Annotated in this window: 23 protein-coding genes and 2 pseudogenes; 10 read left to right on the top strand and 15 right to left on the bottom strand. The window is 74.0% G+C overall.

Going from position 1 to position 25073, the window contains the following annotated elements:
- Positions 1-140 precede the first annotated feature (140 nt).
- From DER29_RS09315 to pdxH, 4 genes are read right to left on the bottom strand one after another with little or no spacing between them, the layout of a single operon-like run.
- Entirely contained in the window at positions 141-743 is a 603-nt protein-coding gene (locus DER29_RS09315; RefSeq protein ID WP_121396983.1) for a nitroreductase family protein, read from the bottom strand.
- Positions 744-755: 12 nt separating this feature from the next.
- Positions 756-1685 carry an aldose 1-epimerase family protein gene (locus tag DER29_RS09320; RefSeq protein ID WP_121396984.1) on the bottom strand — a complete coding sequence of 310 codons (930 nt, stop codon included), beginning with the start codon at positions 1683-1685 and terminating at the stop codon, positions 756-758.
- Positions 1686-1738: 53 nt separating this feature from the next.
- On the bottom strand, positions 1739-3040 hold the full coding sequence (locus tag DER29_RS09325) for an MFS transporter (RefSeq protein ID WP_121396985.1): 1302 nt from the start codon (positions 3038-3040) through the stop codon (positions 1739-1741).
- Positions 3037-3666 (bottom strand): pyridoxamine 5'-phosphate oxidase, encoded by a 630-nt coding sequence (gene pdxH / locus DER29_RS09330; protein ID WP_121396986.1) that lies wholly within the window; start codon positions 3664-3666, stop codon positions 3037-3039. Before pdxH ends, DER29_RS09325 begins: the two co-directional genes overlap by 4 nt.
- Before the next feature lie 285 nt (positions 3667-3951).
- Here pdxH and DER29_RS09335 point away from each other — a divergent pair, with 285 nt between their 5' ends.
- The 3 genes from DER29_RS09335 (at position 3952) to sepH (ending at position 7801) form a co-directional block, all read left to right on the top strand.
- Positions 3952-5058 carry a citrate synthase 2 gene (locus tag DER29_RS09335; protein ID WP_121396987.1) on the top strand — a complete coding sequence of 369 codons (1107 nt, stop codon included), beginning with the start codon at positions 3952-3954 and terminating at the stop codon, positions 5056-5058.
- A gap of 345 nt (positions 5059-5403) precedes the next feature.
- Positions 5404-6531 (top strand): phosphoserine transaminase, encoded by a 1128-nt coding sequence (serC, locus tag DER29_RS09340; protein WP_121396988.1) that lies wholly within the window; start codon positions 5404-5406, stop codon positions 6529-6531.
- A 187-nt stretch (positions 6532-6718) separates the two neighbouring features.
- Positions 6719-7801, top strand: coding sequence for a septation protein SepH (sepH, locus tag DER29_RS09345; protein ID WP_121396989.1), 1083 nt, complete (start codon positions 6719-6721; stop codon positions 7799-7801).
- A gap of 186 nt (positions 7802-7987) precedes the next feature.
- Here the strand turns inward: sepH and thpR are convergent, their stop codons facing one another.
- The 5 genes from thpR to DER29_RS09375 form a co-directional block, all read right to left on the bottom strand.
- On the bottom strand, positions 7988-8566 hold the full coding sequence (gene thpR / locus DER29_RS09355) for an RNA 2',3'-cyclic phosphodiesterase (protein ID WP_121396990.1): 579 nt from the start codon (positions 8564-8566) through the stop codon (positions 7988-7990).
- Positions 8567-8579: 13 nt separating this feature from the next.
- On the bottom strand, positions 8580-9089 hold the full coding sequence (locus DER29_RS09360) for a hypothetical protein (RefSeq protein ID WP_121396991.1): 510 nt from the start codon (positions 9087-9089) through the stop codon (positions 8580-8582).
- 96 nt (positions 9090-9185) lie between these two features.
- Positions 9186-10469 (bottom strand): MFS transporter, encoded by a 1284-nt coding sequence (locus tag DER29_RS09365; protein ID WP_121396992.1) that lies wholly within the window; start codon positions 10467-10469, stop codon positions 9186-9188.
- Positions 10470-10537: 68 nt separating this feature from the next.
- Positions 10538-10987, bottom strand: a complete 450-nt coding sequence (locus tag DER29_RS09370) for a MarR family winged helix-turn-helix transcriptional regulator (RefSeq protein ID WP_199729194.1) — start codon at positions 10985-10987, stop codon at positions 10538-10540.
- 119 nt (positions 10988-11106) lie between these two features.
- Complete coding sequence (locus tag DER29_RS09375) at positions 11107-12585, bottom strand: NCS2 family permease (protein ID WP_121396994.1); 1479 nt, start codon at positions 12583-12585, stop codon at positions 11107-11109.
- 87 nt (positions 12586-12672) lie between these two features.
- Here DER29_RS09375 and DER29_RS09380 point away from each other — a divergent pair, with 87 nt between their 5' ends.
- On the top strand, positions 12673-12921 hold the full coding sequence (locus DER29_RS09380) for a DUF2530 domain-containing protein (RefSeq protein ID WP_121396995.1): 249 nt from the start codon (positions 12673-12675) through the stop codon (positions 12919-12921).
- 45 nt (positions 12922-12966) lie between these two features.
- Here DER29_RS09380 and DER29_RS09385 read toward each other — a convergent pair whose 3' ends face one another.
- A complete protein-coding gene (locus DER29_RS09385; protein WP_121396996.1) occupies positions 12967-13806 on the bottom strand; it encodes a DUF3027 domain-containing protein in 840 nt (279 codons plus the stop codon).
- An 87-nt stretch (positions 13807-13893) separates the two neighbouring features.
- On the opposite strand from DER29_RS09385, the pseudogene DER29_RS09390 reads away from it, so the two are divergent.
- The 3 genes and pseudogenes from DER29_RS09390 to DER29_RS09395 form a co-directional block, all read left to right on the top strand.
- A pseudogene (locus DER29_RS09390) lies at positions 13894-15304 on the top strand (MFS transporter); the annotation flags it as partial.
- 74 nt (positions 15305-15378) lie between these two features.
- Positions 15379-15564 (top strand): annotated as a pseudogene (locus DER29_RS36205) (hypothetical protein); the annotation flags it as partial.
- The gene (locus tag DER29_RS09395; protein ID WP_121396998.1) at positions 15561-16226 is read left to right on the top strand and encodes a futalosine hydrolase; all 666 of its coding nucleotides are present in this window, start codon (positions 15561-15563) and stop codon (positions 16224-16226) included. The pseudogene DER29_RS36205 and the gene DER29_RS09395, both read left to right, overlap by 4 nt.
- Here the strand turns inward: DER29_RS09395 and DER29_RS09400 are convergent.
- Entirely contained in the window at positions 16209-17081 is an 873-nt protein-coding gene (locus DER29_RS09400; RefSeq protein WP_233599699.1) for a GNAT family N-acetyltransferase, read from the bottom strand. The two genes, DER29_RS09395 and DER29_RS09400, sit on opposite strands and share 18 nt — an antisense overlap.
- 394 nt (positions 17082-17475) lie before the next feature.
- Here DER29_RS09400 and DER29_RS09405 point away from each other — a divergent pair, with 394 nt between their 5' ends.
- Positions 17476-18351, top strand: coding sequence for a 1,4-dihydroxy-6-naphthoate synthase (locus DER29_RS09405; protein WP_121397000.1), 876 nt, complete (start codon positions 17476-17478; stop codon positions 18349-18351).
- Here the strand turns inward: DER29_RS09405 and DER29_RS09410 are convergent.
- Both DER29_RS09410 and DER29_RS09415 read right to left on the bottom strand, forming a co-directional pair.
- A complete protein-coding gene (locus tag DER29_RS09410; RefSeq protein ID WP_101413859.1) occupies positions 18312-18698 on the bottom strand; it encodes a cold-shock protein in 387 nt (128 codons plus the stop codon). The two genes, DER29_RS09405 and DER29_RS09410, sit on opposite strands and share 40 nt — an antisense overlap.
- 34 nt (positions 18699-18732) lie before the next feature.
- On the bottom strand, positions 18733-19356 hold the full coding sequence (locus DER29_RS09415) for an HAD family hydrolase (RefSeq protein WP_121397001.1): 624 nt from the start codon (positions 19354-19356) through the stop codon (positions 18733-18735).
- Between the two features lie 85 nt (positions 19357-19441).
- On the opposite strand from DER29_RS09415, the gene DER29_RS09420 reads away from it, so the two are divergent.
- Entirely contained in the window at positions 19442-21922 is a 2481-nt protein-coding gene (locus tag DER29_RS09420; RefSeq protein ID WP_121397002.1) for a helicase-associated domain-containing protein, read from the top strand.
- A 10-nt stretch (positions 21923-21932) separates the two neighbouring features.
- On the opposite strand, the gene DER29_RS09425 is transcribed toward DER29_RS09420, so the two are convergent.
- Together DER29_RS09425 and DER29_RS09430 are read right to left on the bottom strand one after the other, a co-directional pair.
- Positions 21933-22181 carry a hypothetical protein gene (locus DER29_RS09425; protein WP_121397003.1) on the bottom strand — a complete coding sequence of 83 codons (249 nt, stop codon included), beginning with the start codon at positions 22179-22181 and terminating at the stop codon, positions 21933-21935.
- 129 nt (positions 22182-22310) lie between these two features.
- Positions 22311-23204, bottom strand: coding sequence for a L,D-transpeptidase family protein (locus DER29_RS09430; RefSeq protein WP_121397004.1), 894 nt, complete (start codon positions 23202-23204; stop codon positions 22311-22313).
- Between the two features lie 174 nt (positions 23205-23378).
- Here DER29_RS09430 and DER29_RS09435 point away from each other — a divergent pair, with 174 nt between their 5' ends.
- Positions 23379-25058 carry a DNA repair helicase XPB gene (locus DER29_RS09435; protein ID WP_121397005.1) on the top strand — a complete coding sequence of 560 codons (1680 nt, stop codon included), beginning with the start codon at positions 23379-23381 and terminating at the stop codon, positions 25056-25058.
- Positions 25059-25073 lie beyond the last annotated feature (15 nt).

The raw sequence follows: 25073 nt of genomic DNA on the forward strand, positions 1-25073 counted from the left end.
CGGCACCGCGACCCGCGGCACCGATGACCGTGCCAGCGTAGCCGGCTGCACCACACCGCGTTCTGCTCCCTGATGTCAGTTTCACTACCCGCCGTCCGGTTCGCCACCGGACGAAACACCTGACGGGACATCCGGTGCCGTCAGGTCCACCGCCCCCGCCGGACCACCTCGTCCACCGGGCGGCGCCCCCGGCGCAGCGACGGTGACCGGTGGTCAGGCGCACGATAACCCACCGTCACCGCCCCGACGGGCTCGTACTCCCCCGGCACCCCGAACGCCTCCCGGTAGGCGTCGAGGCGCTGCGCGGGGATGCCGAAGAAGCACGCCCCCAGCCCCTCGTCGACCGCGGTCAGCAGCATCAGCAGGGCGGCGAAGCCGGTGTCCACGTACCAGTAGGGCACCGGCCAGCGCTCCGTCGAGCGGTCCGCCCAGCCCTTGTCCGGTTCCGCGTACCGCTCCAGGTAGGCCGACCGGTTCGCGTGCGGGACGACGATCAGCGGGGCCCGGCGCATCCCCGCCAGCCACCGCTCCCGGCCGCCGCCGCCCGGGGTGGTCGCCGCCCAGAAGCGCTCCCGGTCCTCCGGCGTCTCCAGCACCAGGAAACCCCAGCCCTGGGCGAAGCCGGCCGACGGCGCGCGGACCGCGTGGTCGAGCAGCCGCTCCACCACGTCGGGCGGGACAGGACGGTCCGGGTCGTAGTTGCGCACCATCCGGCGCCGCCGGACCACCTCGCTGAACTCCATGCGCTCCCCCGCTCAGGCTCCGGGCCGTACGCCCCAGGCGCCCCGCCAGGTCGCGCCCGGCTTCAGGGTGATCACGTCCCGGCCCGAGCGGAACGCGTCCGGCGGGCAGGTCATCGGCTCCACCGCCACGGAACGGCGCCGCCGCTCGCCCGGCAGGGCGTCGCCGGTGAACACCTGCCACCAGCCGAACTCCCGGTCCGCCCAGATCCGCACGCCCGCCGCGCCGTCCGGGGCCGCCAGGCTGACCACCGAGCCGCCGTCGTCGTCGCGGATCACGTCGCCGAAGCAGAGGTCGAGCCGGGCGCCGCCGATGCGGCGGGGGCTGGTCCAGTCGTACTCGGTGCCGGCGACCGGGGTGCCCCCGATCGGCAGCAGCCGACCGTCCACGTGCAACCGCGTCCGGGCCGGCAGCCGCATCGACAGGTCGTCCACCGCCACCCCGGGCACCCGCAGGTACGGGTGCACCGCGAAGCCGAACGGCGCGGGCTCGGCGCCGAGGTTCGTCGCCTCGTGCTCCGCGCGCAACCCGTCCGGGCCGACGCTCCACCGCGTGAGCAGCCGCAGCGGCCACGGGTAGCCCGGCTGCGGCGGCAGGTCGTAGCCGACGGTCACCGCGTCGGAGGACTGCTCCACCAGCCGCCACGGCACCCAGTTGACCAGCCCGTGGATGGCCACGCCCCGGTCCGGTTCGCTGAGGGTGAGCTGCAACGACCGCTCGCCGAAGGTGTAGCGCCCGTCGCGGATCCGGTTCGGCCAGGGGGCCAGCACCTGCCCCGCGCAACCCGGACAGATCTCGTCGGCGGCGTACCCGTCGAGGTGGTCGGTCCCGTCGTGCCGGTATGTCCGGACCCCACCGCCCACCTCCACGATGACGGCCTCGTGGCCGGCGGCGGAAATGGTCCACTGTGCGCCCGAGGGCGGACGCTGGTCGGGGGTGTCCATGCGGGCGACCCTAACGGTTCCCGCCCCGGCGTCGCTCGCCCCGACCCGGCCCGTCACGCCTTGTCACCGCCGGAGGGGGCCGCCGCCCGGTAGCGCAGCAGCACCGGGAAGGCCACCGCGAGCAGCACCGCGAGCGCCGCCGAGAGCAGCCCGCCGCCGACCCAGGCGACGCCGCCGCCGAAACCGGCCGCCACCGCGCCCGCCCGCAGGTCGCCCAGGCGCGGGCCGCCGGCGATGACCACCGTGTTGACGCCCATCAGCCGCCCGCGCATCCGGTCCGGCGCGTAGACCAGCAGCATCGACTGTCGCAGCACCGCGCTGACCAGGTCGGCCGCGCCGGCCACCGCGAGCAGCAGCACCATCAGCCAGAGCTGGCCGGCGAGCCCGGCCGCCGCGATCGCCAGCCCCCAGCCGACCACCGCCACCACCAGCACCAGCCCCTGCCGGCGCAGCCGCCCGATCCACCCGGAGGTCAACCCGCCGAGCATCGCGCCCGCCGCGATCGCGCTGTAGAGCCAGCCGACCGCCGCGCCGCCGCCGAACCGGGACTCGGCGATCTCCGGGAAGAGCGCCCTGGGCATCGCCAGCACCATCGCGATCAGGTCGATGACGAAGGAGAGCATCAGCACCGGGGTGGTGGCCAGGTAGCGCAGGCCGTCGACGATGCTGGCCAGCCCGGCCCGCCGTGGGGCGGCGGACGCGTCCGGGTCCGGCTCCGGCGGCATGGCCGGCAGCTTCACCGTCGCCCAGACGGCGACCGCGTAGAGCACGGCGTCGGCCGCGTACGCGATCGGCAGGCCGAGGTCGGTGCCCCACGCGGCGAAGATCAGGCCGGCGACCAGCGGGCCGACCACCGAGGCGGCCGTGTAGGTGGTGAAGTTCAGCGTGGTCGCCGCCGGCACCAGCTCCGCCGGCACCAGCCGGGGCAGGACCGCGTTGCGGGTGGGCGAGCTGACCGCGAAGGCGATCGACTGCACCGCCACCAGGGCGAGCAGCAGCAGCGGGCTGCCGATCCCGAGCACCGCCTGCACCGCCAGGCCGAACGTGGCGGCCCAGAGCACCGCCGCCGTTCCCAGCAGCACCTTGCGCCGGTCGTGCGCGTCGGCCACCGCGCCGCCCCAGAGCCCGAAGACCAGCAGCGGCACGAACGCCGCGATCCCGATCAGGCCTACCCAGAGCGAGCTGCCGGTCAGCGCGTACATCTCCACCGGCACGGCGACCGCGGTGAGCTGGATGCCGAACATCGCGATGCCGTTGCCGAGCCACATCCGCCGGTACGCCGGCACGGCCAGCGGGCGCACGTCGATCGCGAACCGGCGCAGCCCGGTCGGCCGCCCGTCCTTGAGCTGGGTCACGGCGACAGCCGCTCGACGGTCCACTCCCCGGGCCCGGTGAGCCGGAACCGCAGCCGGTCGTGCAGTCGGCTGACCCGGCCCTGCCAGAACTCCACCGACTCGGGCCGCACCCGCAGCCCGCCCCAGTACGGCGGGGCGGGGATCGGCTCGACCTCGGCGAACCGCTCCGCCGCCGCCCGGTACGCCTCGTCCAGCACGGCCCGTTCGGGGATCACCCGGGACTGGGTGCTGGCCCAGGCGCCGAGCTGGGAGCCGCGCGGCCGGCTGGCGAAGTACGCCTCCGTCTCCGCCCGGTCGACCCGCTCGATCCGGCCCGCCACCACCACCTGCCGGTGCATCGGGAACCAGGGAAAGACGAGGCTCACGTACGGATTGACGGCCGCCTCGGCGCCCTTGCGGGACCCGTAGTTGGTGAAGAAGACGAAGCCCTCCGGGTCGTACCCCTTCAGCAGCACGGTGCGCGCGCTCGGGCGGCCCTCGGCGTCGGCGGTGCCGACCACCATCGCGTTCGGTTCGGGCAGTCCGGCGGCGACCGCGTCGGCGAACCAGCGGGCGAACTGGCCGTGCCAGTCGGCGGCCAGGTCCGCCTCGGAAAGGCCCAGGTCCCGGGCGTACTCGTTACGCATACCCACCGGCTGGACTGTGTCCCCCGTCACGTTCCCCCTCCTCGTCGTCGACCCGGCCCACTGCCTGCGGCGCTGGCCAGCCCGCACCGCACAGTGTCACCGACGCGGTCCGGGGCGTCCGGACCGGGGATGTCGTGTGCGGCACAGTCGCCGTGGGTCGCGAATCCGGTTACCCAGCAGGCAAGATGTCACGAACACATCCCTGAGGGTCGCCTAAGGCGCTCGCCCGGCTGGGCCGGGACCGGAGCCCCGGGCGGGCGCACCGAGCAGATCCAGGAGAGCGACATGGCCGATTTCAAACCCGGGCTTGAGGGCGTCGTAGCCTTCGAGACCGAGATCGCCGAACCCGACCGCGAGGGCGGCGCGCTGCGCTATCGCGGAGTCGACATCGAGGATCTGATCGGCCAGGTCTCCTTCGGCAACGTGTGGGCGCTGCTGGTCGACGGGCGGTTCGGCCCGGGTCTGCCGCCGGCGGAGCCGTTCCCGGTGCCGGTGCACTCCGGCGACATCCGGGTGGACGTGCAGTCCGCGGTCGCCATGCTGGCCCCGTACTGGGGTCTCAACCAGCTGCTCGACATCTCCGACGAGCAGGCCCGCGAGGACCTCGCCCGGGTGTCGGTCACCGCGCTCTCCTTCGTCGCGCAGTCGGCGCGCGGCCTGGGCCTGCCGGCGGTGCCGCAGAAGGAGATCGACAAGGCGTCCACCATCGTCGAGCGCTTCATGAAGCGCTGGCGGGGTGAGCCGGACCCGCGGCACGTCAAGGCCGTCGACGCCTACTTCATCTCGGCCGCCGAGCACGGCCTGAACGCCTCCACCTTCACCGCCCGGATCGTCGCCTCCACCGGCGCCGACGCCGCGGCCTGCATCTCCTCCGGCATCGGCGCCCTCTCGGGCCCGCTGCACGGCGGCGCCCCGTCCCGCGTGCTCAGCATGCTGGAGGCGGTCGAGCGCAGCGGCGACGCCGAGGGCTACGTCAAGGGCGTCCTCGACCGGGGCGAGCGGCTGATGGGCTTCGGCCACCGCGTCTACCGGGCCGAGGACCCGCGCGCCCGGGTGCTCCGTCGCACCGCCAAGGAACTGGGCGCGCCGCGCTTCGAGATCGCCGAGGCGCTGGAGAAGGCCGCCCTGGCGGAACTCCAGGCCCGCCGCCCGGACCGGGTGCTCGCCACCAACGTCGAGTTCTGGTCGGCCGTGGTGCTGGACTTCGCCGAGGTGCCGGCGCACATGTTCACCTCCATGTTCACCTGCGCCCGGATGGGCGGCTGGAGCGCGCACATCCTGGAGCAGAAGAAGCTCCAGCGGCTGGTCCGCCCGTCGGCCCGCTACGTCGGCCCGGGCACCCGCAAGCCCAGCGAGGTCGAGGGCTGGGACGCCATCCCGCACGGCGTCTGAGAGCCGCGCAGGGGGCCCCTTCCCGTCGTCCGCCGACGGGAAGGGGCCCCCTTCACGTAGCGGGACCACCGGCGGTCGCCCGGGCGCTGCCGGGCTGTTCCATGGGCGCGACCAGGCGCGACGCCCGGGGCCGCCCCGGGCGGGGGTTGTGGTGGACGCCTCACCGCCGGGCGGGGGACCAGCGGTCGCAGCGGCCGGGGCGGGTGCGAGGATGAAGGCCGGCAGTGTCGCCGGACCGGGCCCGGGTCCCGGCCACGTCGTGCGCCTGAGCGCGCGTCCGCCGTCGATCCGCGCCCGCCTGAACACCGGGCCCGCCCTCGCCCATGCGGAAGGATCTCGACAACCGTGGCTGACGCACCGACCATCCGGATTCCCGACGACCTCAAGCCCGCCGACGGGAGGTTCGGCTGCGGGCCGTCCAAGGTCCGTCCGGCGGCGGTCTCCGCCCTCGCCGAGGTGGCGACGAGCTACCTGGGCACCTCGCACCGGCAGAAGACCGTCCGTGACGAGGTGGCCCGGCTGCGCCGCGGCATCGCCGACTTCTTCTCCCTCCCCGAGGGCTACGAGGTGGTGCTGGGCAACGGCGGCACCACGGCCTTCTGGGAGGTCGCGACGTTCGGCCTGGTCCGGGACCGGGCGCAGTTCGCCAGCTTCGGCGAGTTCGGCGCGAAGTTCGCCAAGTCCGTCAAGGACGCCCCGTTCCTCGGCGAGCCCACCGTTCGCAAGTCGGAGGCCGGCACCGCGCCCACCCTGACCGCCGAGGCCGGGGTGGACGTCTACGCCACCCCGCAGAACGAGACCTCGACGGGTGTGGCGGTGCCGATCAGCCGGGTGGCCGGCGCCGACCCGGGCTCGCTGCTGCTGGTCGACGCCACCTCGGGCGCCGGCGGCCTGGACGTCAACGTCGGCGAGACCGACGTCTACTACTTCGCCCCGCAGAAGTGCTTCGGCTCCGACGGCGGCCTGTGGCTGGCACTGATGTCGCCGGCCGCGCTGGAACGGGCTGGCGAGATCAAGGCGTCCGGCCGCTACATCCCGGCCTTCCTCGACCTGGTCACCGCGATCGACAACTCGCGGCTGGAGCAGACCTACAACACCCCGGCGCTGGCCACGATCTTCCTGGCCGCCGAGCAGACCGACTGGATGAACTCCCAGGGCGGGCTGGCCTGGGCGGCCAAGCGCACGGCCGAGAGCGCGTCGATCGTGTACGGCTGGGCGGAGCGCTCCGAGGTGGCGACGCCGTTCGTCACCGATCCCGCGCTGCGCTCCAACGTGGTCGCCACCATCGACTTCGCCGAGTCCGTCGACGCCACCGCGATCGCCAAGGCGCTGCGCGCCAACGGCATCGTGGACACGGAGCCGTACCGGAAGCTGGGCCGCAACCAGCTCCGCGTCGCGCTCTTCCCGGCCGTCGAGCCGGCCGACGTCGAGGCCCTGACCGCGTCGATCGACTACGTGGTCGAGCGACTCTGAGCGCCGTCACGGTCGGTGGCCGCCGACGCGTCCTGCGGCCACCGACCGTGATCATCGCCGCAGCTCAGTCGCGACATGCGGGTGTCGCATCCCCCACCTGCGGACAGATGCGCGTACGGTGGTGCGAGGACGCCCGGGTGGCCGGCTCGTGGCGTGACGGCCAGCGAAGCGGGACGGAGGCTACGCCATGCGCCCAGTACGCTTCGTCGCCCTCTCCGAGGACGGCCAGGCCCTGGTGCTCGCCGACGAGGTCGGGCGACTGCTCGCCCTGCCCATCGACGAGCGGATCGCCGGCGCGTTGCACGCCGAGCCCGGCGCCCCTCCGCTCGCGGTGGCCCCGGCGGCCAGCGCCGACCCGGTGCCCTCACTCTCCCCACGGGACATCCAGGCGAAGATCCGCTCCGGCGAGTCCGCCGAGGACGTCGCCCGGATCGCCGGCGTGCCGGTCGACCGCGTGCTGCGCTACGCCGGCCCGGTGCTCCAGGAGCGGGCCATGCTCGCCCAGCACGCCCGGCGCACCCGGCTGAAGGGCGCGGAGAAGCCCACCCCGCTCGCCGAGGTGGTCAACGGCCGGCTGGCCCAGCACGGGATCGACACCGAGAAGATCTCCTGGGACGCGTGGCGCCGCGACGACGGCACCTGGCGGATCGTGGCGACCTGGCCCTCGGGCAAGGCGACCGCGCAGGCGATCTGGGATCTCGACAAGACCCGGCAGGCGGTCACCCCGCACGACGACATGGCGCAATACCTCTGCGCCGAGCGGCCCACCCCGATCCTCGGCCAGGAGCCGACGCCCGAGCGGGGCGGCCACGCGCTGCCCGGCCCGTCGCGCGGCGAGCCGAGCCGGGGCGGGCACGGCCTGCCGGCGGCGGCGGAGCACAGCCGTCCCGGCCGCGACCCGATCCGTGCCGGGCGGGACGCCCTGCTCGCCTCCCTCGACCGTCCGCTCGGCTCGACCTCGGGTCGCGGGCTCGAACCCCGCACCCCGGCCGCCCTGGGCGGGCAGGACGCGCCGCGCCAGCGGCCGGTCGGCGGCGGGGCGGCGGCGCTGCTCGGCGGTGGTCAGGGTTCCGCCTTCGACGACGACTCGGACGCGCCCAAGGAGGTGCCGGCCGTGCCGTCGCTGGCGGTGCTCCGGCCCCGGCGCACGGGCGCGCCGGCGGCAGCGGCGGGCGAGTCGACCGACGCCGGTGGCAAGCCGCGCAAGCGCCTGCCGAGCTGGGACGACGTGCTCTTCGGCAGCGGCCCGGCGGCCCGCGAGTCCTCGTGACCGCCTGACTCCGGCGACCATCCGGTCGCCGGAGTCGACGCGAGGCACTCGAACACGGGATCAACCTCTTCGACACCGCCAACGTCCACGGCTGGCAGACCGGCGAGGGGATGCCGAGCAGATCATCGGGCGCTGGTTCGCCCAGGGCGGCGGCCGGCGGGAGCTGGGCCTGGTGACCGGGGAGTGTCAGAGGGGCCAGGCGGCCAAGCGGTCGTAGGTGGGGCGGGGGCCGGGGTGGCTGCGTACGAGGACCATCTCGCCGGCCGGCCACTCCGGGCCCTCGTAGTCGTCGAGGGTGGCCACGTCGGTGGCCACGTCGACCGGGGGCACCCGGTCGCCGGGGCGGGCGATCGTCAGGTGCGGGCGGAACGGCTTCTCGTCGTGCGGCAGGCGGGCGTGCCGCAGCCGGGAGCGGATCAGCCGGGCCAGCACCAGTACCGGCTCCACCTCGCCCCGGAGGTCGACCCAGAGCACGGTGAACCGACCCCGACCGAACCGTCCGCCACCGGCCAGCCGGAGCCGGGGCGCGGCCTGTCGGCCGTCCCGGGACCACTCGGCGGCGAGCCCGAGCGCGCTCTCCACGGCGACCAGCCGGTCCGCCTCGACGTCGCCGAGGAAGGCGAGGGTGACGTGCGCGTTGGCCGGGTCGGCGAGCCGGACGTTGATCCCGGCGGCGGCCGCCGCGCCGATCCGCAGCCGGGCGACCTGCGCGCCGAGGTGCGCGACCGCCTCGGGCGGCGGGTAGAGCGCGACGAAGAGCCTCACACCGGGCTCGCCCTCAGCGGTGACGCTGCCGGTGACCGGCCCGGGCGGCGGGCAGGGTCAGCCCGGCGGCGTGCAGCAGGCCCTCCACCCGGACGCGCTCCAGCTCCAGGTCGACGCCCTCCAGCTCGGTCAGGTGCTCGGCCAGCCCGAGGGCCCGGCAGGCCAGCCGGAGCCGGTCGTCGTACGCCTGGAGGACCATTCCGTGCCAGACGGGCTGGCGGCCGTCGAAACCCACCCCCTGGCTGCGCAGGCGGCGCAGGTCGGCGGCGAGTTCCTCCAGGGGGCGTCGGTCGGGCCGGTCGAAGTCGGTGAGGTCGATGTCGCGGGTCAGCGCGTCGGCCTCGACGGCCCGGTCCAGCCGGGCGATGGTGCGCCGCTCCCGCCGGCGCTCACGCCACTCGGCGTACCCGCAGGCGACCCGGTCGATGATCTCGTCCGCGCAGAAGACCAGGGCGATCACCGCCGGCAGACTGGCCATGGCGACGATGGCCAGGATCAGCAGCAGCCCGCGCCCAAGCTCCACGTATCGACGCTAAGCCTCTTTCCCCCTTACCGCCACCGCTTTCGTGCCATCCGCCCTCAGCAGGAGGGAGCAACCGGCCGGGCCCGGGCGACGGGCTCAGCAGTCGGCGGAGGTGACGTAGAAGCGCGGCATCGGCAGGATGCGGAAGCGCAGCCGGGCGCCGGAGCGGCGCAGCTGCCAGGTGAGCGCGATCAGGATGGTGGCCAGCGAGATCAGCCCACCGATCCAGATGCTGGCACCGGCGCCGTAGGTCTCGGCGACCCAGCCGATGAGCGGCGCCCCGACCGGGTTGGTGCCGAGGAAGACCAGCACCCACAGGGCCATCACCCGGCCGCGGAAGGCGGCGTCAGTGCCGAGCTGGACCCGCTGGTTGGCCGCCTGGGCGAAGAAGACCATGAAGAACCCGGTCGGCAGCAGCAGCGTCACCACCATCCAGTACGCCGGGGCGAGCCCCACCAGCGTGCCGAAGCTGGCGCAGCCGACCCCCGCGCCGAGCACCAGCCAGACCGACGGGCGGCTGCGCCGCCCGGTGCCGGCGAGCGCCCCGACGAGCGCGCCGACCGCCAGCGCGGTGCTGAACAGCCCGAACGAGGCGGCACCGGTCTTGAACACCGTCTTGGCCAGCGCGGCGAGGGTGAGCTGGAAGTTGAACAGCGACATGCCGATCACCGACATCACCGCCATGGGCAGCAGCAGGTCGGGCCGGCGCCAGACGTAGCGCAGGCCGTCGACGACCTTGGCAGACGCCCGCTCGTCGCGCGGCGGCAGCGCCTCCCGGTGCAGCTCGGCGGGGCGCATCCGGATCACGGTGACCAGCGGGGCGATCGAACTGAGCGCGGTGACCAGGAAGACCGGCCCGACGTCGAAGGCGGCGATGGCCAGGCCGGCGACGGCCGGTCCGACGATCCGGGCGGAGTTGAACACGGCCGCGTTCAGCGAGAGCGCGTTCGGCAGCAGGGGCGTACCGACCAGCTCGGAGACGAACGCCTGCCGGACCGGGGTCTCCACGGCGTTGGCGACGCCGAGCAGGGCCGCGAACGCGAAGACGTGCCAGAGCTGCACGAGGCCGGTGATCACCAGCAGGGCCATGGCGAGGGCCAGCACGGTCCAGAACGCGTTCGCGACGAAGAGCAGCATCCGCTTGTCGTAGCGGTCGGCGAGGCGCCCGGAGAGCAGGGTGAGCAGCAGTACCGGGGTGAACTGGAGCGCGGTCACCACGCCGAGCGCGGTGGCGGAGTTGTCGGAGAGCTCGAGGACCAGCCAGTCCTGGGCGATGAACATCATCCAGACGCCGATCAGTTTGATCAGCTGCCCGGACGCGAAGAGCCGGTAGTTGCGGACCTGTAGGGACTGGAACATCGTGCTCAGCTTCGAATGCACTCTCGGTGCGCCTCCTCGCGGTCGTACGCGTCATCGACAGCGGACGGCGCGGTGGCACGACGCGCGGGTCAGGCGCGGGCGAGCCGCTGAAGGATCTCGGCGGCCTGCCGCAGGGTTTCCCGCTCGGCTTCGGTCAGCTCGGCCAGCCGGCGGGCAAGCCACTCGTCACGGACCCGCTCGAACTGGTCGAGCACCGCCCGTCCCCCCTCGGTCACCGCCAGGATGACCTGCCGGCCGTCGGTCGGGTGGGGGGTGCGCTGCACGAGGCCGCGCTCCTCCAACTTCGCGACGATCCTGGTCATCGTGGGCGGCTGCACCCGTTCCACGTCGGCCAGTTCCCGAGGCGTCAACGCACCCGCCAGCCGCAGGCTGGTGAGCGCGGAGAGCTGGGTGACCGTGAGGTCGCCGACCGGCCGGGCCTGGCGGACCCGTCGGTTCAGCCGGGTGATCGCATCACGCAGCTGCGGTGCCAGCTGCGCCGGTGGCACGCGTTTCGCCGTCACCGTCCGCTCCGTCACGATAGTTAGCCTAACTAATTAGCTTGGCGAATGACCACTGATATGACCACGCTCACGAGAAGTTTGTCCTGCTCCGGGCCGGGTACCCCGTTCGGTCACCGGCCCGGAGCGAAGGGTGTTCAGAGCACCACGGACTCGATCGGTCCGCGCAGGAAGTAGAGCACGAAGAGGGCGGCCACCCCGTACAGCAGCGGGTGGATCTCCCGGGCCTTGCCCTTGGCGAGCTTCACCACCACGTACGAGATCAGGCCGGCCCCGATGCCGTTCGAGATCGAGTACGTGAAGGGCATCAGCACGATCGTCAGGAACGCCGGGATCGCGATCTCGTAGTCCGACCAGTCGATCGTCCGGACTGCGGTCATCATCAGGAAGCCGACCACCACCAGCGCCGTGGACGCCGCCTCGAAGGGCACCACCACGACCAGCGGCGCCAGGAACATCGCCAGCAGGAACAACCCGCCGGTGACCAGGTTGGCCACGCCCGTGCGGGCGCCCTCCGCCACACCGGCGGCGCTCTCGATGTACGAGGTGTTGCTGGACGTGCTCGCCGCACCGCCGGCCGCCGCCGCGATCGAGTCGACCAGCAGGATCTCCTTCGCCCGCGGCGGGGTGCCCCGCTCGTCGAGCATGTTCCCCTCCTGGCCGACCGCGACCATCGTGCCCATCGTGTCGAAGAAGTCCGTGATCAGCAGGGTGAACACGAACATCAGCACGACGACCCAGCCGGCGCGGCCCCACGAGTCGAACACGTTGAAGTTGCCGAGCAGCGACAGGTCCGGCACGTCCACCCAGGTCTTCGGCAGCTCCGGGACGTTCAGCGCCCAGCCCTTCGGGTTGGGCTTGCCGTCGACGAAGGACGGCCCGATGTTCGCCACCGCCTCGACGATGATCGCCAGCACGGTGGAGCCGAGGATGCCGATCAGGATCGCGCCCCTGACGCGGCGCACCAGCAGCACGATGGTCAGCAGCAGACCCACCACGAAGACCAGCAGCGGCCAGCTGGCGAGCTTGCCGCCGATGCCCAGGCTGACCGGGACGGTGCTGTTCTGCACGTCCGGCACCCGGCGCACGAAGCCGGCGTCGACCAGGCCGATGATGGTCAGGAAGAGGCCGATGCCGACGCCGATCGCCGTCTTCATCTGCGTCGGCACCGAGCGGAACACCGCCGTACGCAGGCCGGTCAGCACCAGCACCGCGATGATCGCACCCTCGATCACCACGAGGCCCATCGCGTCGGCCCAGGTCATCTCCGGGGCGATCTCGTACGCGACCAGCGCGTTGACGCCGAGGCCGGCGGCGAGCGCCAGCGGGAACCGGCCGACCACGCCCATCAGGATGGTCATCAGGCCGGCGACCAGGGCGGTTGCCGCGGCGAGGGCGGCGATGGAGAGCTTCTTGCCGTCGCCGTCGACGGCACCACCGATGATGAGCGGGTTGAGCACCACGATGTACGCCATCGTGAAGAAGGTCGCCAGGCCACCGCGTACCTCGCGGCTCATCGTCGAGCCGCGGGCGGAGATCTCGAAGTACCGGTCGAAACCGTTACGGGGGTGCGCTGGGTCGGGTGGTGTGCCGTTCTCGGGCGGCGCTACTGACATCAGGTCCTCGCAGGTGATCTTCCGTTGTCGCGCGCATCGTCGCAGATCACCGGCCACCAGGAAAAGTTGATCGCGTACGCTTGCCGCGTGCCGAAGGAGCAGCCACCGCGGCCCGAGCCGCTCGACCCGCCGATGGTGCCGTTCGCCCTCGCCGGGATGGCGGCCTGGGCGCTCGCCGGGCTGGTGCTGCTGGTCTTCTTCCGGGACTGGCTGAGCGCGCACGATCACCAGGACTGGCTGTGGACCTGCCTGGCCGGTTTCCTGTGGGGTTTCCCCGGTCTCGCGGTGATGATGCGGCACGACGCCAACCGGCGCCGCCGCCGCGCCGGCCGCTGACCTGCGAGGGCACCGACCCGCAGGGCCGGTGCCGCGCCGGTGGCGTCAGGGGTGGCCGTACGGCTCCGCCGGCTCCGCCGCCTCGACCGAGCCCGGCGCCCGGCTGACCGCCACGGGCTCGACCGCGCTGTCGTCGTAGACCGTCGGCATCTCCTCGACCGGGGTCTCGGCGGCCTCGATCAGGGTCTCCGAGTGGGCCCCGCAGCCGTGGTCGGCGCTGACCACCCGACCGTCGTCGGGGGCGTAGAAGTTGCCGCAGGCCCCGAAGGACTGCCGCAGGGCACCGGCCAGCGGCAGGTAGAAGCCGCAGGTGCCGCAGCGGGCGGCGGCGGGGGCGGCGGCCGAGATCGCGGCGGACGGGCCGTGGTCGCCGTCGTACCAGCGCTGGGCGGCCTCGCTGCGCCCCTCCCGGGAGAGCACCCGGGCCCGGCCGAGACCCAGCTCCCAGGCGGTCTCCTCGACCGCCGGGTCGTCGGAGAGCAGGTAGCCGGGCTGGAGCCGGTCGTCGTCCGCCGGGGTGGGCAGCAGGTCGCCGGGGCCGAGGTCGCCCGGCTTGAGCCGCTCCTGCCACGGCAGCCAGCCGGGCGCGAGCATCGCGTCGGTGCCGGGGAGCAGCACCGTCTCGCAGACGGTGACGTGCCGGCTGCGCGGGACGCGGGTGACGGTGACCGCCCACCGCCAGCCCCGATAGCCGGCGAGCCGGCACTCGAAGTAGTGGGTGACGAGTCGATCGCCCTCCGCGACGGCCTGCAGATGGTCGCCGATGTCCGAGGGGTCGACCTCGGTGATGGCGTCACGTGCCACCTCGACGGCGGCGGCGCAGACCTGGTCGAGACGAGCGGCACGGGCGGAGGCGGGCCTGGTCACCAGACCATTGTTCCCCATGCGTACGGCCGACCGACAGGCACCCGCCGACGACGTTCTGGGACAGTGGTGCGGCACGGACGGACCGGATGGGTGAGGATGGTGGACATGCCGCTGTTCTCCCGCTCCGGGCGGTCCGTACTCGGGCGGACCGTCGGCACCGGCATCAAGGCCGTCCGCCTGCTGTTCCGTGGCTCGGTCAGCAGTGGCCGCTGGATGACCCGGCGAGCGGGCCGGGCCCGCGCGCGGGGCGCCGGGGGCGAGGTCGGCATGGTCCGCCTCTTCGACCTGCACGCGGTCTCCTGCGCCGGGGACACCCTGATCGCCATCGGCCTCGCCGGGACGATCTTCTTCAACGTCCCGCTCGGCGAGGCGCGCAGCAAGGTCGCCCTCTACCTGCTGGTGACCATGGTGCCGTTCGCCATGCTCGCCCCGGTGGTGGGCCCGCTGCTCGACCACTTCCGCCACGGCCGCCGGTACGCGCTGGCCGCCACCATGCTCGGCCGCGCCTTCCTGGCCTGGTTGATCTCCGACTACATCCACGGCTTCGGCCTCTACCCGGCGGCCTTCGGCGTGCTGGCGCTCTCCCGCGCGTACGGGGTGGCCCGCTCGGCGGCCGTCCCGCGGCTGCTGCCGGAGGGGCTCGGGCTCTCCCAGGTGGGTGCCCGGGCCAGCGTCTACGGCACGGTGGCCGGCGCCCTGGTCGCTCCGATCGGGCTGGCCGCCTTCTGGTTCGGGCCGCAGTGGCCGCTCCGGGTCGCCTCGATCATCTTCCTGGTCGGCATGGTGATCTCCCTGCGGCTGCCGCCAAAGGCCGACTCCGAGCCGCCGGAGCGGGTGCCCCGACCGCTGCGGGCGCTCGGCCGGCGCACCGGTGACCGCCCGCTGGGCCGGGGGCGACCGGCCGGCCGGCTCGTGATCGCCACCCTGATCGGCGCCGCGACGCTGCGCGGGCTGTACGGGTTCCTGCTGCTCTTCCTGGCCTTCGCGATCAAGGCCGGCGACCTGACCACCGTCGTCTTCGGCAGGGACCTGGGCGACGAGGGAGCGCTGGGCCTCGTCGGCGCCGCGCTGGCCGTGGGCACCTTCCTCGCCACCGCGATCGGCACCCGGCTGCGCATCCACCGGCCCGTCGCGATCCAGTCCAGCGGCATGATCATCGTGGGTGGGGTGGCGGTCCTCGCCGCGCTGATGTTCTCGCTGCCGATGGTCGCCCTGCTCTGCCTGGTGGCCGCGCTGATGAGCGGCATCGCCAAGCTCACCGTGGACGCCTCGATCCAGGAGCGCATCCCGGAGCGGCTGCGGGCCAGCTCCTTCGCGCACTCCGAGACGGTGCTGATGCTCGCGTTCGTCGCCGGGGGCGGGCTGGGGCTCGTACCCTTCGACGGCCGGATCGGGATCGCCGTCGCCGCCGGGGTCGGCACGCTGGCCGCCGTCCGCGGCGTGGTGGTCGCGAGCCGCCTGCGCGCCGAGCGGCTGGCCGGCCGCCCGCTCGCCGACGAGGAGCTGGCGGACGACACCGAGGATGCCGGCAGCGACGACGGCAAGGGCAGGAGCGACGGGGCCGGCACGGGCGCCGACACCCGCACCGAGGCAGGAGGCGACCCCGACACCGGGGTGGCGCCCGTCTCGCCCGCCCCGGCGCAGGGCGGCTCGCCGCTGGACGACCCGGCCCTGGCCCCGCCCGGGTACCACATCTACCGGCCGTCGTCGGCCGTCGGCGGGGCGGGCGGGGCGGACGACGAGACCCGGCGGGAACCGCAGGGGCCCCTGCCGTGACGGGCCTGCTGGTGGTCACGGCGGTGCCCGCCGAGGCCGAGGCGGTCCGCGCGGGCCTGACGGACGCGTCGACGACGGTCCTGCCCGCGGGGGTCGGGCCCGCCGTCGCCGCCGCCACCACCGCCCGGCTGCTGGTGCTCGCCGAGGCGGCCGGCCGCCCGTACCGCGGTGTGGTCAGCGCGGGCGTGGCGGGCGGCTTCGCCGGCCGGGTGGAGATCGGCGCGACGGTGCTGGGCTCCGGGTCCGTCGCGGCCGACCTGGGCGCCGAGTCGCCGGCGGGCTTCCTCCCGGTGGACGAGCTGGGCATGCCCCCGGAGTGGCTCGGCGGCGGCGTCGCGCTCGCCGCCGACCCCGGCCTGCTGGCCGCCCTGCGGGCCGCGCTGCCGACGGCGACGGTGGGCGCGGTACTGACCGTCAGCACGGTGACCGGCACCGCCGCCAGCACGGACGCCCTGCGCCGACGTCATCCCGACGCGGTCGCCGAGGCCATGGAGGGGTACGGCGTGGCCGTCGCCGCCGCGCAGGCCGGCGTCCCCTTCGCCGAGCTGCGTACCGTCTCCAACCCGATCGGCCCCCGCGACCGTGACGCCTGGCGCATGGGCGAGGCGCTCGCCGCCCTCACCACCGCCGCCGCGGCCCTGACCTCATCCCGCCTGCCCTGACAGTCGGTTCGCAGCCGCGGGCCGACGGTCGTGCCGCAAGGCCCACGGCCGGCTCGTCTTGAACTGATATCCGCAGGCGAGCAGCAGGTCGACGCCACCGTCCTCGGCGATCGCGTGGGCGGTACGGATGCCCGCGCGGTCCATCTCGGCGGCGAGCATCGCGACCAACCGGCGCCCGATGCCGAGCCGTCGACAGTCCTCGGCGACGAGAACACCGTCGAGCACGATCTCCCGTTCGTCGCTCGGGTCGTCGCCGTCCAGCAGGTGTGGGCTGCGCTCGTGGACCCGTAGCTCACCGACCAGTTCGCCACCCGGCAGTTCGGCCACGAACCGCCACGACGTCGCCGGCAGGCCGCCGCCCGTCACCCGACGCAGCCGTACCGTCCGCCGGATCTCCTCGGCACGTCGGCGCCGGTCCCGGTATCGACGATTCCGCTGGTACGTCGCCGGCGGTACCGGCAACGGCCAGAGCGCCGGCGGCAGGTTGTACCAGTTCGCCCACCAGGCACCCGGCCAGTCCCTCGGCTCCTTCACCTCCCAGGCGTCGAGGTGCGCCGGATAGCGACGCCCTGCTCCGTCCCGCAACGCGTCGTGCGGCACCGCCGGCAGCGACAGGTCGGCGGTTGCGACGGGTGCGGTGTCGCGTACGCCGATCGGCACTTCCCCACCGGCGGCCCGGACGAGCCGCTCCACCGTGCGGAACCGTGGATCGGCGGCTCGGCCCGACTCGATCCGGGCCAGAGTCGCCTGGGGCACCCCGGACCGCTCGGACAGTTCCCGCTGGCTCAGATCCGCCCGGCGTCGTAGGGCGCGCAGGACCGCGCCAAGGTCAACGGCTTCCGTCAGCTCTGCCACGAGAAACATGCTTCCCGGCGCAGCGCGGCTTCCTCAACACCCACCCGCCGCCTGTGGACAAACCTGTGGACAACGTCGCCCGCCGACCGGATCGAACCATCGCACGGTGGCAGCCGGCGCACGGTGGCAACCGGGCAAACCGCCCAGGCCGAGGACGAGGAGTCCGCTAGACGCTGTCGAGCTGAGTCGTTTACGACATCAGCTCGAAAGGGGCCGTCGGACGAGTTCTGCCGGCAGCGCGAAACACGCGCTCCGTCCGCCGAGGACGTGTCGTCGGTGGGAGGGCGGGCGGGACCCACCCGGCCTGATGGCCGTCGGCTTGGCGCGGCGGGTCCAGGTCACACCGAGCTGCCACGGTCGGGCGGCCCACACGAGGCGGGGATACGGTGAGGGCGTGGCGCTCTCGCTGGCTTTCTCGCCCTGCCCCAATGACACGTTCGTCTTCCACGCCCTGGTGCACGGTCTCGTGCCCGGCGCACCGCCGGTCGACGTCACGTACGCCGACGTGGACGTCACCAACACGGCCGCCGAGCGTGGCGCGTTCGACCTGGTCAAGGTGAGCTACGCGGCGCTGCCGTGGCTGCTGGACGACTACCACCTGCTGCCCTGCGGGGGTGCGCTGGGCCGGGGCTGCGGCCCACTGGTCCTGACCCGCGGCGACCAGCCCGACGGCCCCGGCCAGCCCGACCAGCCTGACGGCCCTGGTGGCGCCGATCTGAGCGGTGCCACGGTGGCGGTGCCGGGCGACCGGACGACGGCGTACCTGCTCTTCCGGCTCTGGGCGGCCGAGCGGCCCCCGGCACGGATCGAGGTCGTGCCGTTCCACGAGATCATGCCGGGGGTCGCCGCCGGCCGGTACGACGCCGGCCTGGTCATCCACGAGGCGCGGTTCACCTACCCGCGGCACGGCCTGACCGCCCTGGTCGACCTCGGCGAGTGGTGGGAGGCCGACACCGGCCTGCCCATCCCCCTCGGGGCCATCCTGGCCCGGCGCGGCGCGGTCGACCCGGAGGCCGCAGCCGGCTGGATCCGCGAGTCGGTACGCCAGGCCTGGGCCGATCCGGCCGCCAGCCGCGAGTACGTGCTGGCGCACGCGCAGGAGATGGAGCCCGACGTGGTGGACCGGCACATCGGGCTCTACGTCAACGAGTTCACCGCCGACCTGGGGGACGCGGGGTTCGCCGCCGTGGAGGCGTTGCTCGGCCGGGCCGCCGACGCCGGGCTGGTGCCTCAGACCTCCAGCTCGTTGGCGACCGCGTGGACCAGCTGAGCGATCTTCTGCGCCGTCTTGCGGTCCGGGAAGCGGCCCCGGCGCAGGTCCGGCTGGACCTTCGCCTCCAGCACCTTGATCATGTCCTCGACGAGGCCGTGCAGCTCCTCCGCCGGCCGGCGACGCAGCTCCGCCATCGACGGCGGGGCGTCGAGCAGCTTGACCCCCATCGCCTGCGCGCCCCGGCGGCTGTCCACCACGCTGAAGTCGACCCGCTGGCCGCCCTTGAGGTCGGTGACACCCGTCGGTAGCGCGCCCTTGGGAAGGAACACGTCGCCACCCTCGTCGCTGGTGACGAATCCGTATCCCTTGGCCGCGTCAAACCACTTCACTCGCCCCGTCGGCACCTGAGAACCTCTGCTTCGCTTGAGCTTGAGACGTCTACCGCTCCAAGGCTAGCCGGATCATGCCGTCCAGCGCCGCCGGGAATCCGGTGAGATCATCCAGCACCACCTCCGCCCCGGCCGCGCGCAGCTCGTCGGCGGTGCACGGGCCCGTGGCGACCCCGATGCCGGGTACGCCCGCCGCCCCCGCCGCCACCATGTCCGCCACGTGGTCGCCGACGTAGTGGGTCGCGCCGTGCCGCCGCAGCGCGGTCGCCTTCTCCTCCGCGAACAGGTCGCCCGCCACCTCGTCGGCCACCAGACCGAGGTGGTCGAGGTGCAGCCGGGCCAGGCGGCCCTGCTTGGCCGTGACCACCAGCACCCGCCCGCCGCGTCCGCGTACCGCGTCGATCGCGGCGACCGCCCCGGGCAGCGGGATGGTGGGCGTGATCGCGTACGCCGGATACAGCTCGCGGTACGTCAGGACGGCCTCGTCGACCTGCTCCGGCGGGAACCAGCGGGCGATCTCCGTACGCAGCGGCGGGCCGAGCCGCGCCACGGCGGCCTCCGCGTCCACGTGCACCCCCGTGCGGGCCGTCAACGCCCGGAAGGCGTCGGCGATGCCGGGACGCGAGTCGACCAGGGTCATGTCGAGGTCGAAGCCGACCGTCAGCGCTGCCATGCGGGAGAACGTACCCGCCCATCCCCGGGTCAGCCGGACGTCCGAGGGGCGGGAGGACCCTCCATCGGGCTAGCGTGGAACGACGATGACCACCTCACTCGCCGACCACCTGCGGTCGCTGCCCGACGAGTCGCTCGCCGCCCTCCTCCAGTTGCGGCCGGACCTCGTCGTACCCGTGCCGGCCGACGTCTCCGCGCTCGCCACCCGGGCCCAGTCGCGGGTCTCGGTGGCCCGCGCGCTCGACGCGCTGGACCAGTTCACCCTGCTGATGCTGGACGCCGCCCGGCTGACCCGGGACGCCACCGACGGGACCACCTCCACCGACGCGGTGCTCGCCATGGCCACCGCCGGCCCGCAGCCGCCCGCCCCCACCACCGTTCGCGCCGCCGTGAACCGGCTGCGCGCGCTCTTCGTGCTGTACGGCCCCGAGAGCGCCCTGCGCGTGGTGGCGAGCGTCGACGAGGTCTCGCCGTACCCGGCGGGCCTGGGTCGACCGGCGGCGGAGCTCGGCCCGCGGACGGCGGCGCTCTGCGCGGACCCGGCGAAGCTGCGGCGGACGCTGCTGGCCGCGCCGCCCTCGGCCCGGGCGATCCTGGACCGGCTGGCCGCCGGACCGCCGGTCGGCAGCGTGCCGGCGGGCGCGTTGCAGGCGCCCCCGCTCGGCGCGGAGGACGACCTGCCGCCGGACCCGACCAACGGCGGCGCGCCGACCGGCTCGCCGGTGCGCTGGCTCGTCGACCACCACCTGCTGGTGCCTGTCTCCGGCGGCAGGGCCGGCGCCACGGGCACCGTCGAACTGCCCCGCGAGGTCGGCCTGCTGCTGCGCCGCGACAGCGGCCCGCTCGGCCCGCTGCGCAGCAGCCCGCCGCCGGTGGCCACCCCGCCGCGCGAGCCGAAGGCCGCCGACTCCGCCGGGGCCGGGCAGACCATGGAGGTGGTACGCCACACCGAGGGGCTGCTGGAACAGCTCGCCGCCGAACCGGCGCCGGTGCTCCGCTCGGGCGGCCTGGGCGTCCGCGACCTGCGCCGGCTCGCCAAGGTCGTCGGGGTGGACGAGCCGACGGCGGCCCTGCTGCTGGAGACGGCGTACGCGGGCGGGCTCGTCGGCGAGGTCGACCTGCCCGGGGCCACCACGACCCGGCACGGCGCCGACCAGCAGGTCCTGCCCACCGCCGGGTACGAGGTGTGGCGGGCCGGGACGCTCGCGCAGCGCTGGGAGCAGCTCGCCCGGGCCTGGCTGACCATGACGCGGCAGGCCGGGCTGGTGGGGCAGCGCGACGACCGGGACCGGCCGATCACGGTGCTCTCCGCCGAGGCGGAACGGGCCGGCGCGCCGGCCGCCCGACGGGCCGTACTGGAGGTCCTCGCCGACCTGGAGCCGGCCACCGGGCCCACCCCCGAGGAGGTGCTGGCCCTGCTCGACTGGCGGGCGCCGCGGCGCAGCCGGGGGCGGGAGGCCGCGCACCGCGAGGTGCTGGCCGAGGCGGCCACGCTGGGCGTGACGGGGCTGGGGGCGCTCACCTCGTACGGGCGGCTGCTGCTCGCCGACGTGACCGCCGCCGACGAGCGGGGCGGCGACGACCCCCTCGGGTTGCGGGCGGACACCGAGAGCGGCGACCCGACCAGCACCGTACGCGCGCTGGACGCACTGCTGCCCGCCCCGGTGGACCACTTCCTCGTACAGGCGGACCTGACCGTCGTGGTGCCCGGCCCGCCCGACCCGGCGCTGGCCGCCGAACTGGAGGTGGTGGCGGAGCACGAGTCGGCCGGCGGCGCCAGCGTGCACCGGGTCACCCCGGCCAGCGTGCGCCGGGCCCTGGACGCCGGCTACTCGGCCGACGACCTGCACGCCCTGTTCCGCCGACGGTCCCGCACCCCCGTCCCGCAGGGGCTGACGTACCTGGTGGACGACGTGGCCCGCAAGCACGGTGGGCTGCGGGTCGGTTCCGCCGGGGCGTACGTGCGCAGCGACGACGAGGCGCTGCTGACCGAGGTGCTCGCCGACCGGCGGCTGGAGCCGCTGGCGTTGCGCCGGCTGGCGCCGACGGTGCTGTCGACGCCGTACCAGGTGGGTCGGATGCTGATGGTGCTGCGCGACGCCGGTTACGCCCCGGTGCCGGAGGACGCGAGCGGCTCGGCGGTGCTGGCCCGCCCGAAGACCCGGCGGGCCCCGGCGCGGGTGCCGGTGACGACCCGGACGCTCGACCCGCTGACCACACCGAAGCTGGCCATGCCCCGCCTGCTCGGCGTGGTGGAGCAGATCCGGCGCGGCGACGCGGCGGCCCGGGCCGCGCGGCGGGCGCCGGCCGTGGTCCGGGGCGGTGTCGGGCGCACCGGTCCGGCGCCGGTGCCCTCCCACAGCGACGCCCTGGCGGTGCTCCAGCAGGCGATCCGGGACCGGGCGCTGGTCTGGGTCGGGTACGTCGACGCGCACGGGGCGACCGCGTCCCGGCTCGTCCGGCCGGTCTCGATGGGCGCGGGCTACCTGCGCGCCGAGGACGACCGGACGGAGATGCTGCACACCTTCGCCCTGCACCGGATCACGGCGGCGGTGCTGGAGGACTGAGCGGGTCGGGTCAGCGCCGGCTGCGGCGTACCGTCCCGACGACGGAGACGATCAACAGCAGCGCGAACCCGGTGCCGACCGACTCGCCGACCGAGGCGACGAAGCCCTGCTGGAGCACCAGCCAGCCGAAGAGGAACCAGCCGAAGAGCACCACCCCGGCGACCGCGTACGCGACGACCGTGGCGGTGGAGACTTCCTCGGCGGGGGACGGGTCGCGCTCGAGGGTGTGTTCCCGGGCCACTTCGCGATCGACCGTCATCTCCGACCTCCCCGTCCGGTGCGACGTCTGGCATCCAGCGTGACACCCCGGTGGCGGGAGTGACAGGGGATAAAACCCGGATCGGACGAGTTGTGCGACCTCGGAGACGTGCCGGGGCGGCCGGGCGGCTCAGGTGCCGGGGCGCCGCCCCATGAGCACCACCTTGCTGCCGACCTTGCCCAGTTCCCAGAAGCGGACGGCGTCGCCGGGCAGCAGGTTGACGCAGCCGTGCGAGCCGATCGCCTTGTTGTGCAGGTAGGTCGTTGTCTGGTGGAAGCCCATCCCCTGGGTGAAGTGCTGCCAGTACGGCAGCCACACCTCGTACGGGTCGGACCACTCCTTGACGTTGCGGTAGTTGATCGTGAACGTGCCGGCGGGGGTGCGGTAGCCGGGCATGCCCGTGCGGGTGACGGTCGGCTTGACGAGCACCTTGCCGTTGCGCATGACCCAGGTGGTCTGCCGGGTCAGGTCGATGCAGAAGGTGGTGCCCGAGCCGGCCCGGCAGCGCGCCGTGTCGGTCGTGGCGAGGCGCTTCGCCACGTCATACGTCGTGGGCCCGGCGCGGCCGTGGGCGGGGCGGATGTCGTACCGCTTCTGGAACTTCTTGATGGCGGCGCAGTCGGCGGCGGACTGCCGGCCGTCGACGGTCACGCGCCCGAAGCCGCCCAGCCGGGCCAGGTACGCCTCCACCTCGCGCTGGTGCTCGCCCTGCGGGCAGCCGGCGGCGGACGGCGACCCGGTGGGCTTCGTCGCGGGGCGCGTCGGCTTCACCGTGGGGCGCGTCGGTGCCGGCGTGTTCCGCGTCGGCTTGACCTTGGGCTTCGGCGGCGCCGTGCTCGGCTGCGCCCGCTGGTCCGGCCCGGGCGCACCGCTCGCCCCCGTTACCCGCTCCGCAGCCCCGGCCGCGACGGGTCCCCCGCCCCCGCCGCCGTCGGCCTGCGGATCGAACGTGCACGCACCGGCACCGACCAGCGTGACCACTGCCAGGGCGACCAGCCGGCTGCTGATCCGGACATGTTTCATGCTGCCTCCCTGACAGGTGTTCCCTTTGCTAGACGTTGCGAGTACCGCTCCGGTTGCTCCAGGTGACCAGATTTTTCTGCCGTCACCCTGGTGCGTGCAACACTGGTGGGTCGGCCTGGGCGGGTCAGTCGCCTCCCGGACAGCCGGCGACCGAGGCGGAGGAGAGGCACTGGCGTGAGCGGTGGACCCCTGATCGTGCAGTCGGACAAGACCCTGCTGCTGGAGATCGACCACCCGGACGCGCAGGCATGTCGGATGGCCATCGCGCCCTTCGCCGAGCTGGAGCGCTCCCCCGAGCACGTGCACACCTACCGGCTGACGCCGCTCGGGCTGTGGAACGCGCGCGCCGCCGGCCACGACGCCGAGGGCGTGGTCGACTCCCTGATCAAGTACTCCCGCTACCCGGTGCCGCACGGGCTGCTGGTCGACGTGGCCGAGACGATGGACCGGTACGGCCGCCTCCAGCTCGCCAACGACCCGGCGCACGGCCTCGTCCTGCGGGCGCTGGACCGGCTGGTGCTGATCGAGGTCGCCAAGAGCAAGAAGCTCGCCGGGATGCTCGGCGCGAAGCTCGACGACGACACGATCGCGGTGCACCCGTCCGAGCGGGGCCGGCTCAAGCAGGCTCTGCTCAAGCTCGGCTGGCCCGCCGAGGACCTGGCCGGCTACGTCGACGGCGAGGCACACCCGATCGAGCTGGCGGAGGCCGGCAAGGACGGCCGGAAGCCGTGGACGCTGCGGTCGTACCAGCGGGAGGCCGTGGAGGCGTTCTGGGCCGGCGGGTCGGGCGTCGTGGTGCTGCCCTGCGGCGCCGGCAAGACGCTGGTCGGGGCGGCGGCGATGGCCGAGGCGAAGGCGACCACCCTGATCCTGGTCACGAACACGGTGGCGGGGCGGCAGTGGAAGCGGGAGCTGATCGCGCGCACGTCGCTGACCGAGGAGGAGATCGGCGAGTACTCGGGCGAGCGCAAGGAGATCCGCCCGGTCACCATCGCCACGTACCAGGTGCTCACCTCGCGCAAGAAGGGCACGTTCACCCACCTGGACCTGTTCGGGGCCCGCGACTGGGGCCTGGTCGTCTACGACGAGGTGCACCTGCTGCCCGCGCCGATCTTCCGCTTCACCGCGGACCTCCAGGCCCGCCGCCGGCTGGGCCTCACGGCGACTCTGGTACGCGAGGACGGCCGCGAGGGCGACGTGTTCAGCCTGATCGGCCCGAAGCGGTACGACGCGCCGTGGAAGGACATCGAGTCGCAGGGCTGGATCGCCCCGGCCGAGTGCACCGAGGTACGCGTGACGCTCACCGACGCGGAACGCATGTCGTACGCGACGGCGGAGGCCGAGGAGCGCTACCGGATGGCGGCCACCGCCCGCACGAAGCTGCCGGTGGTGAAGGCGCTCGTGGACCGGCACCCGGACGACCAGGTGCTGGTGATCGGCGGCTACATCGACCAGCTCCACCAGCTCGGCGAGTACCTCGACGCGCCCATCGTGCAGGGGTCCACGACGAACAAGGAACGCGAGCGGCTCTTCGACGCGTTCCGCTCCGGCGAGGTGCGCACCCTGGTCATCTCGAAGGTCGGCAACTTCTCCATCGACCTGCCCGAGGCGGCGGTGGCGATCCAGGTGTCGGGCACGTTCGGCTCCCGCCAGGAGGAGGCGCAGCGGCTCGGCCGGGTCCTGCGACCCAAGGCCGACGGCCGCCAGGCGCACTTCTACACGGTCGTCTCCCGCGACACGATCGACACGGAGTACGCGGCCCACCGGCAGCGCTTCCTGGCCGAGCAGGGCTACGCGTACACGATCGTCGACGCGGACGACGTCCTCGGCCCGAAGCTGCCGACGGTCGACTGACGGGAGCATCGCGGG

The organism is Micromonospora sp. M71_S20 (genome assembly GCF_003664255.1).
Taxonomy (GTDB): domain Bacteria; phylum Actinomycetota; class Actinomycetes; order Mycobacteriales; family Micromonosporaceae; genus Micromonospora.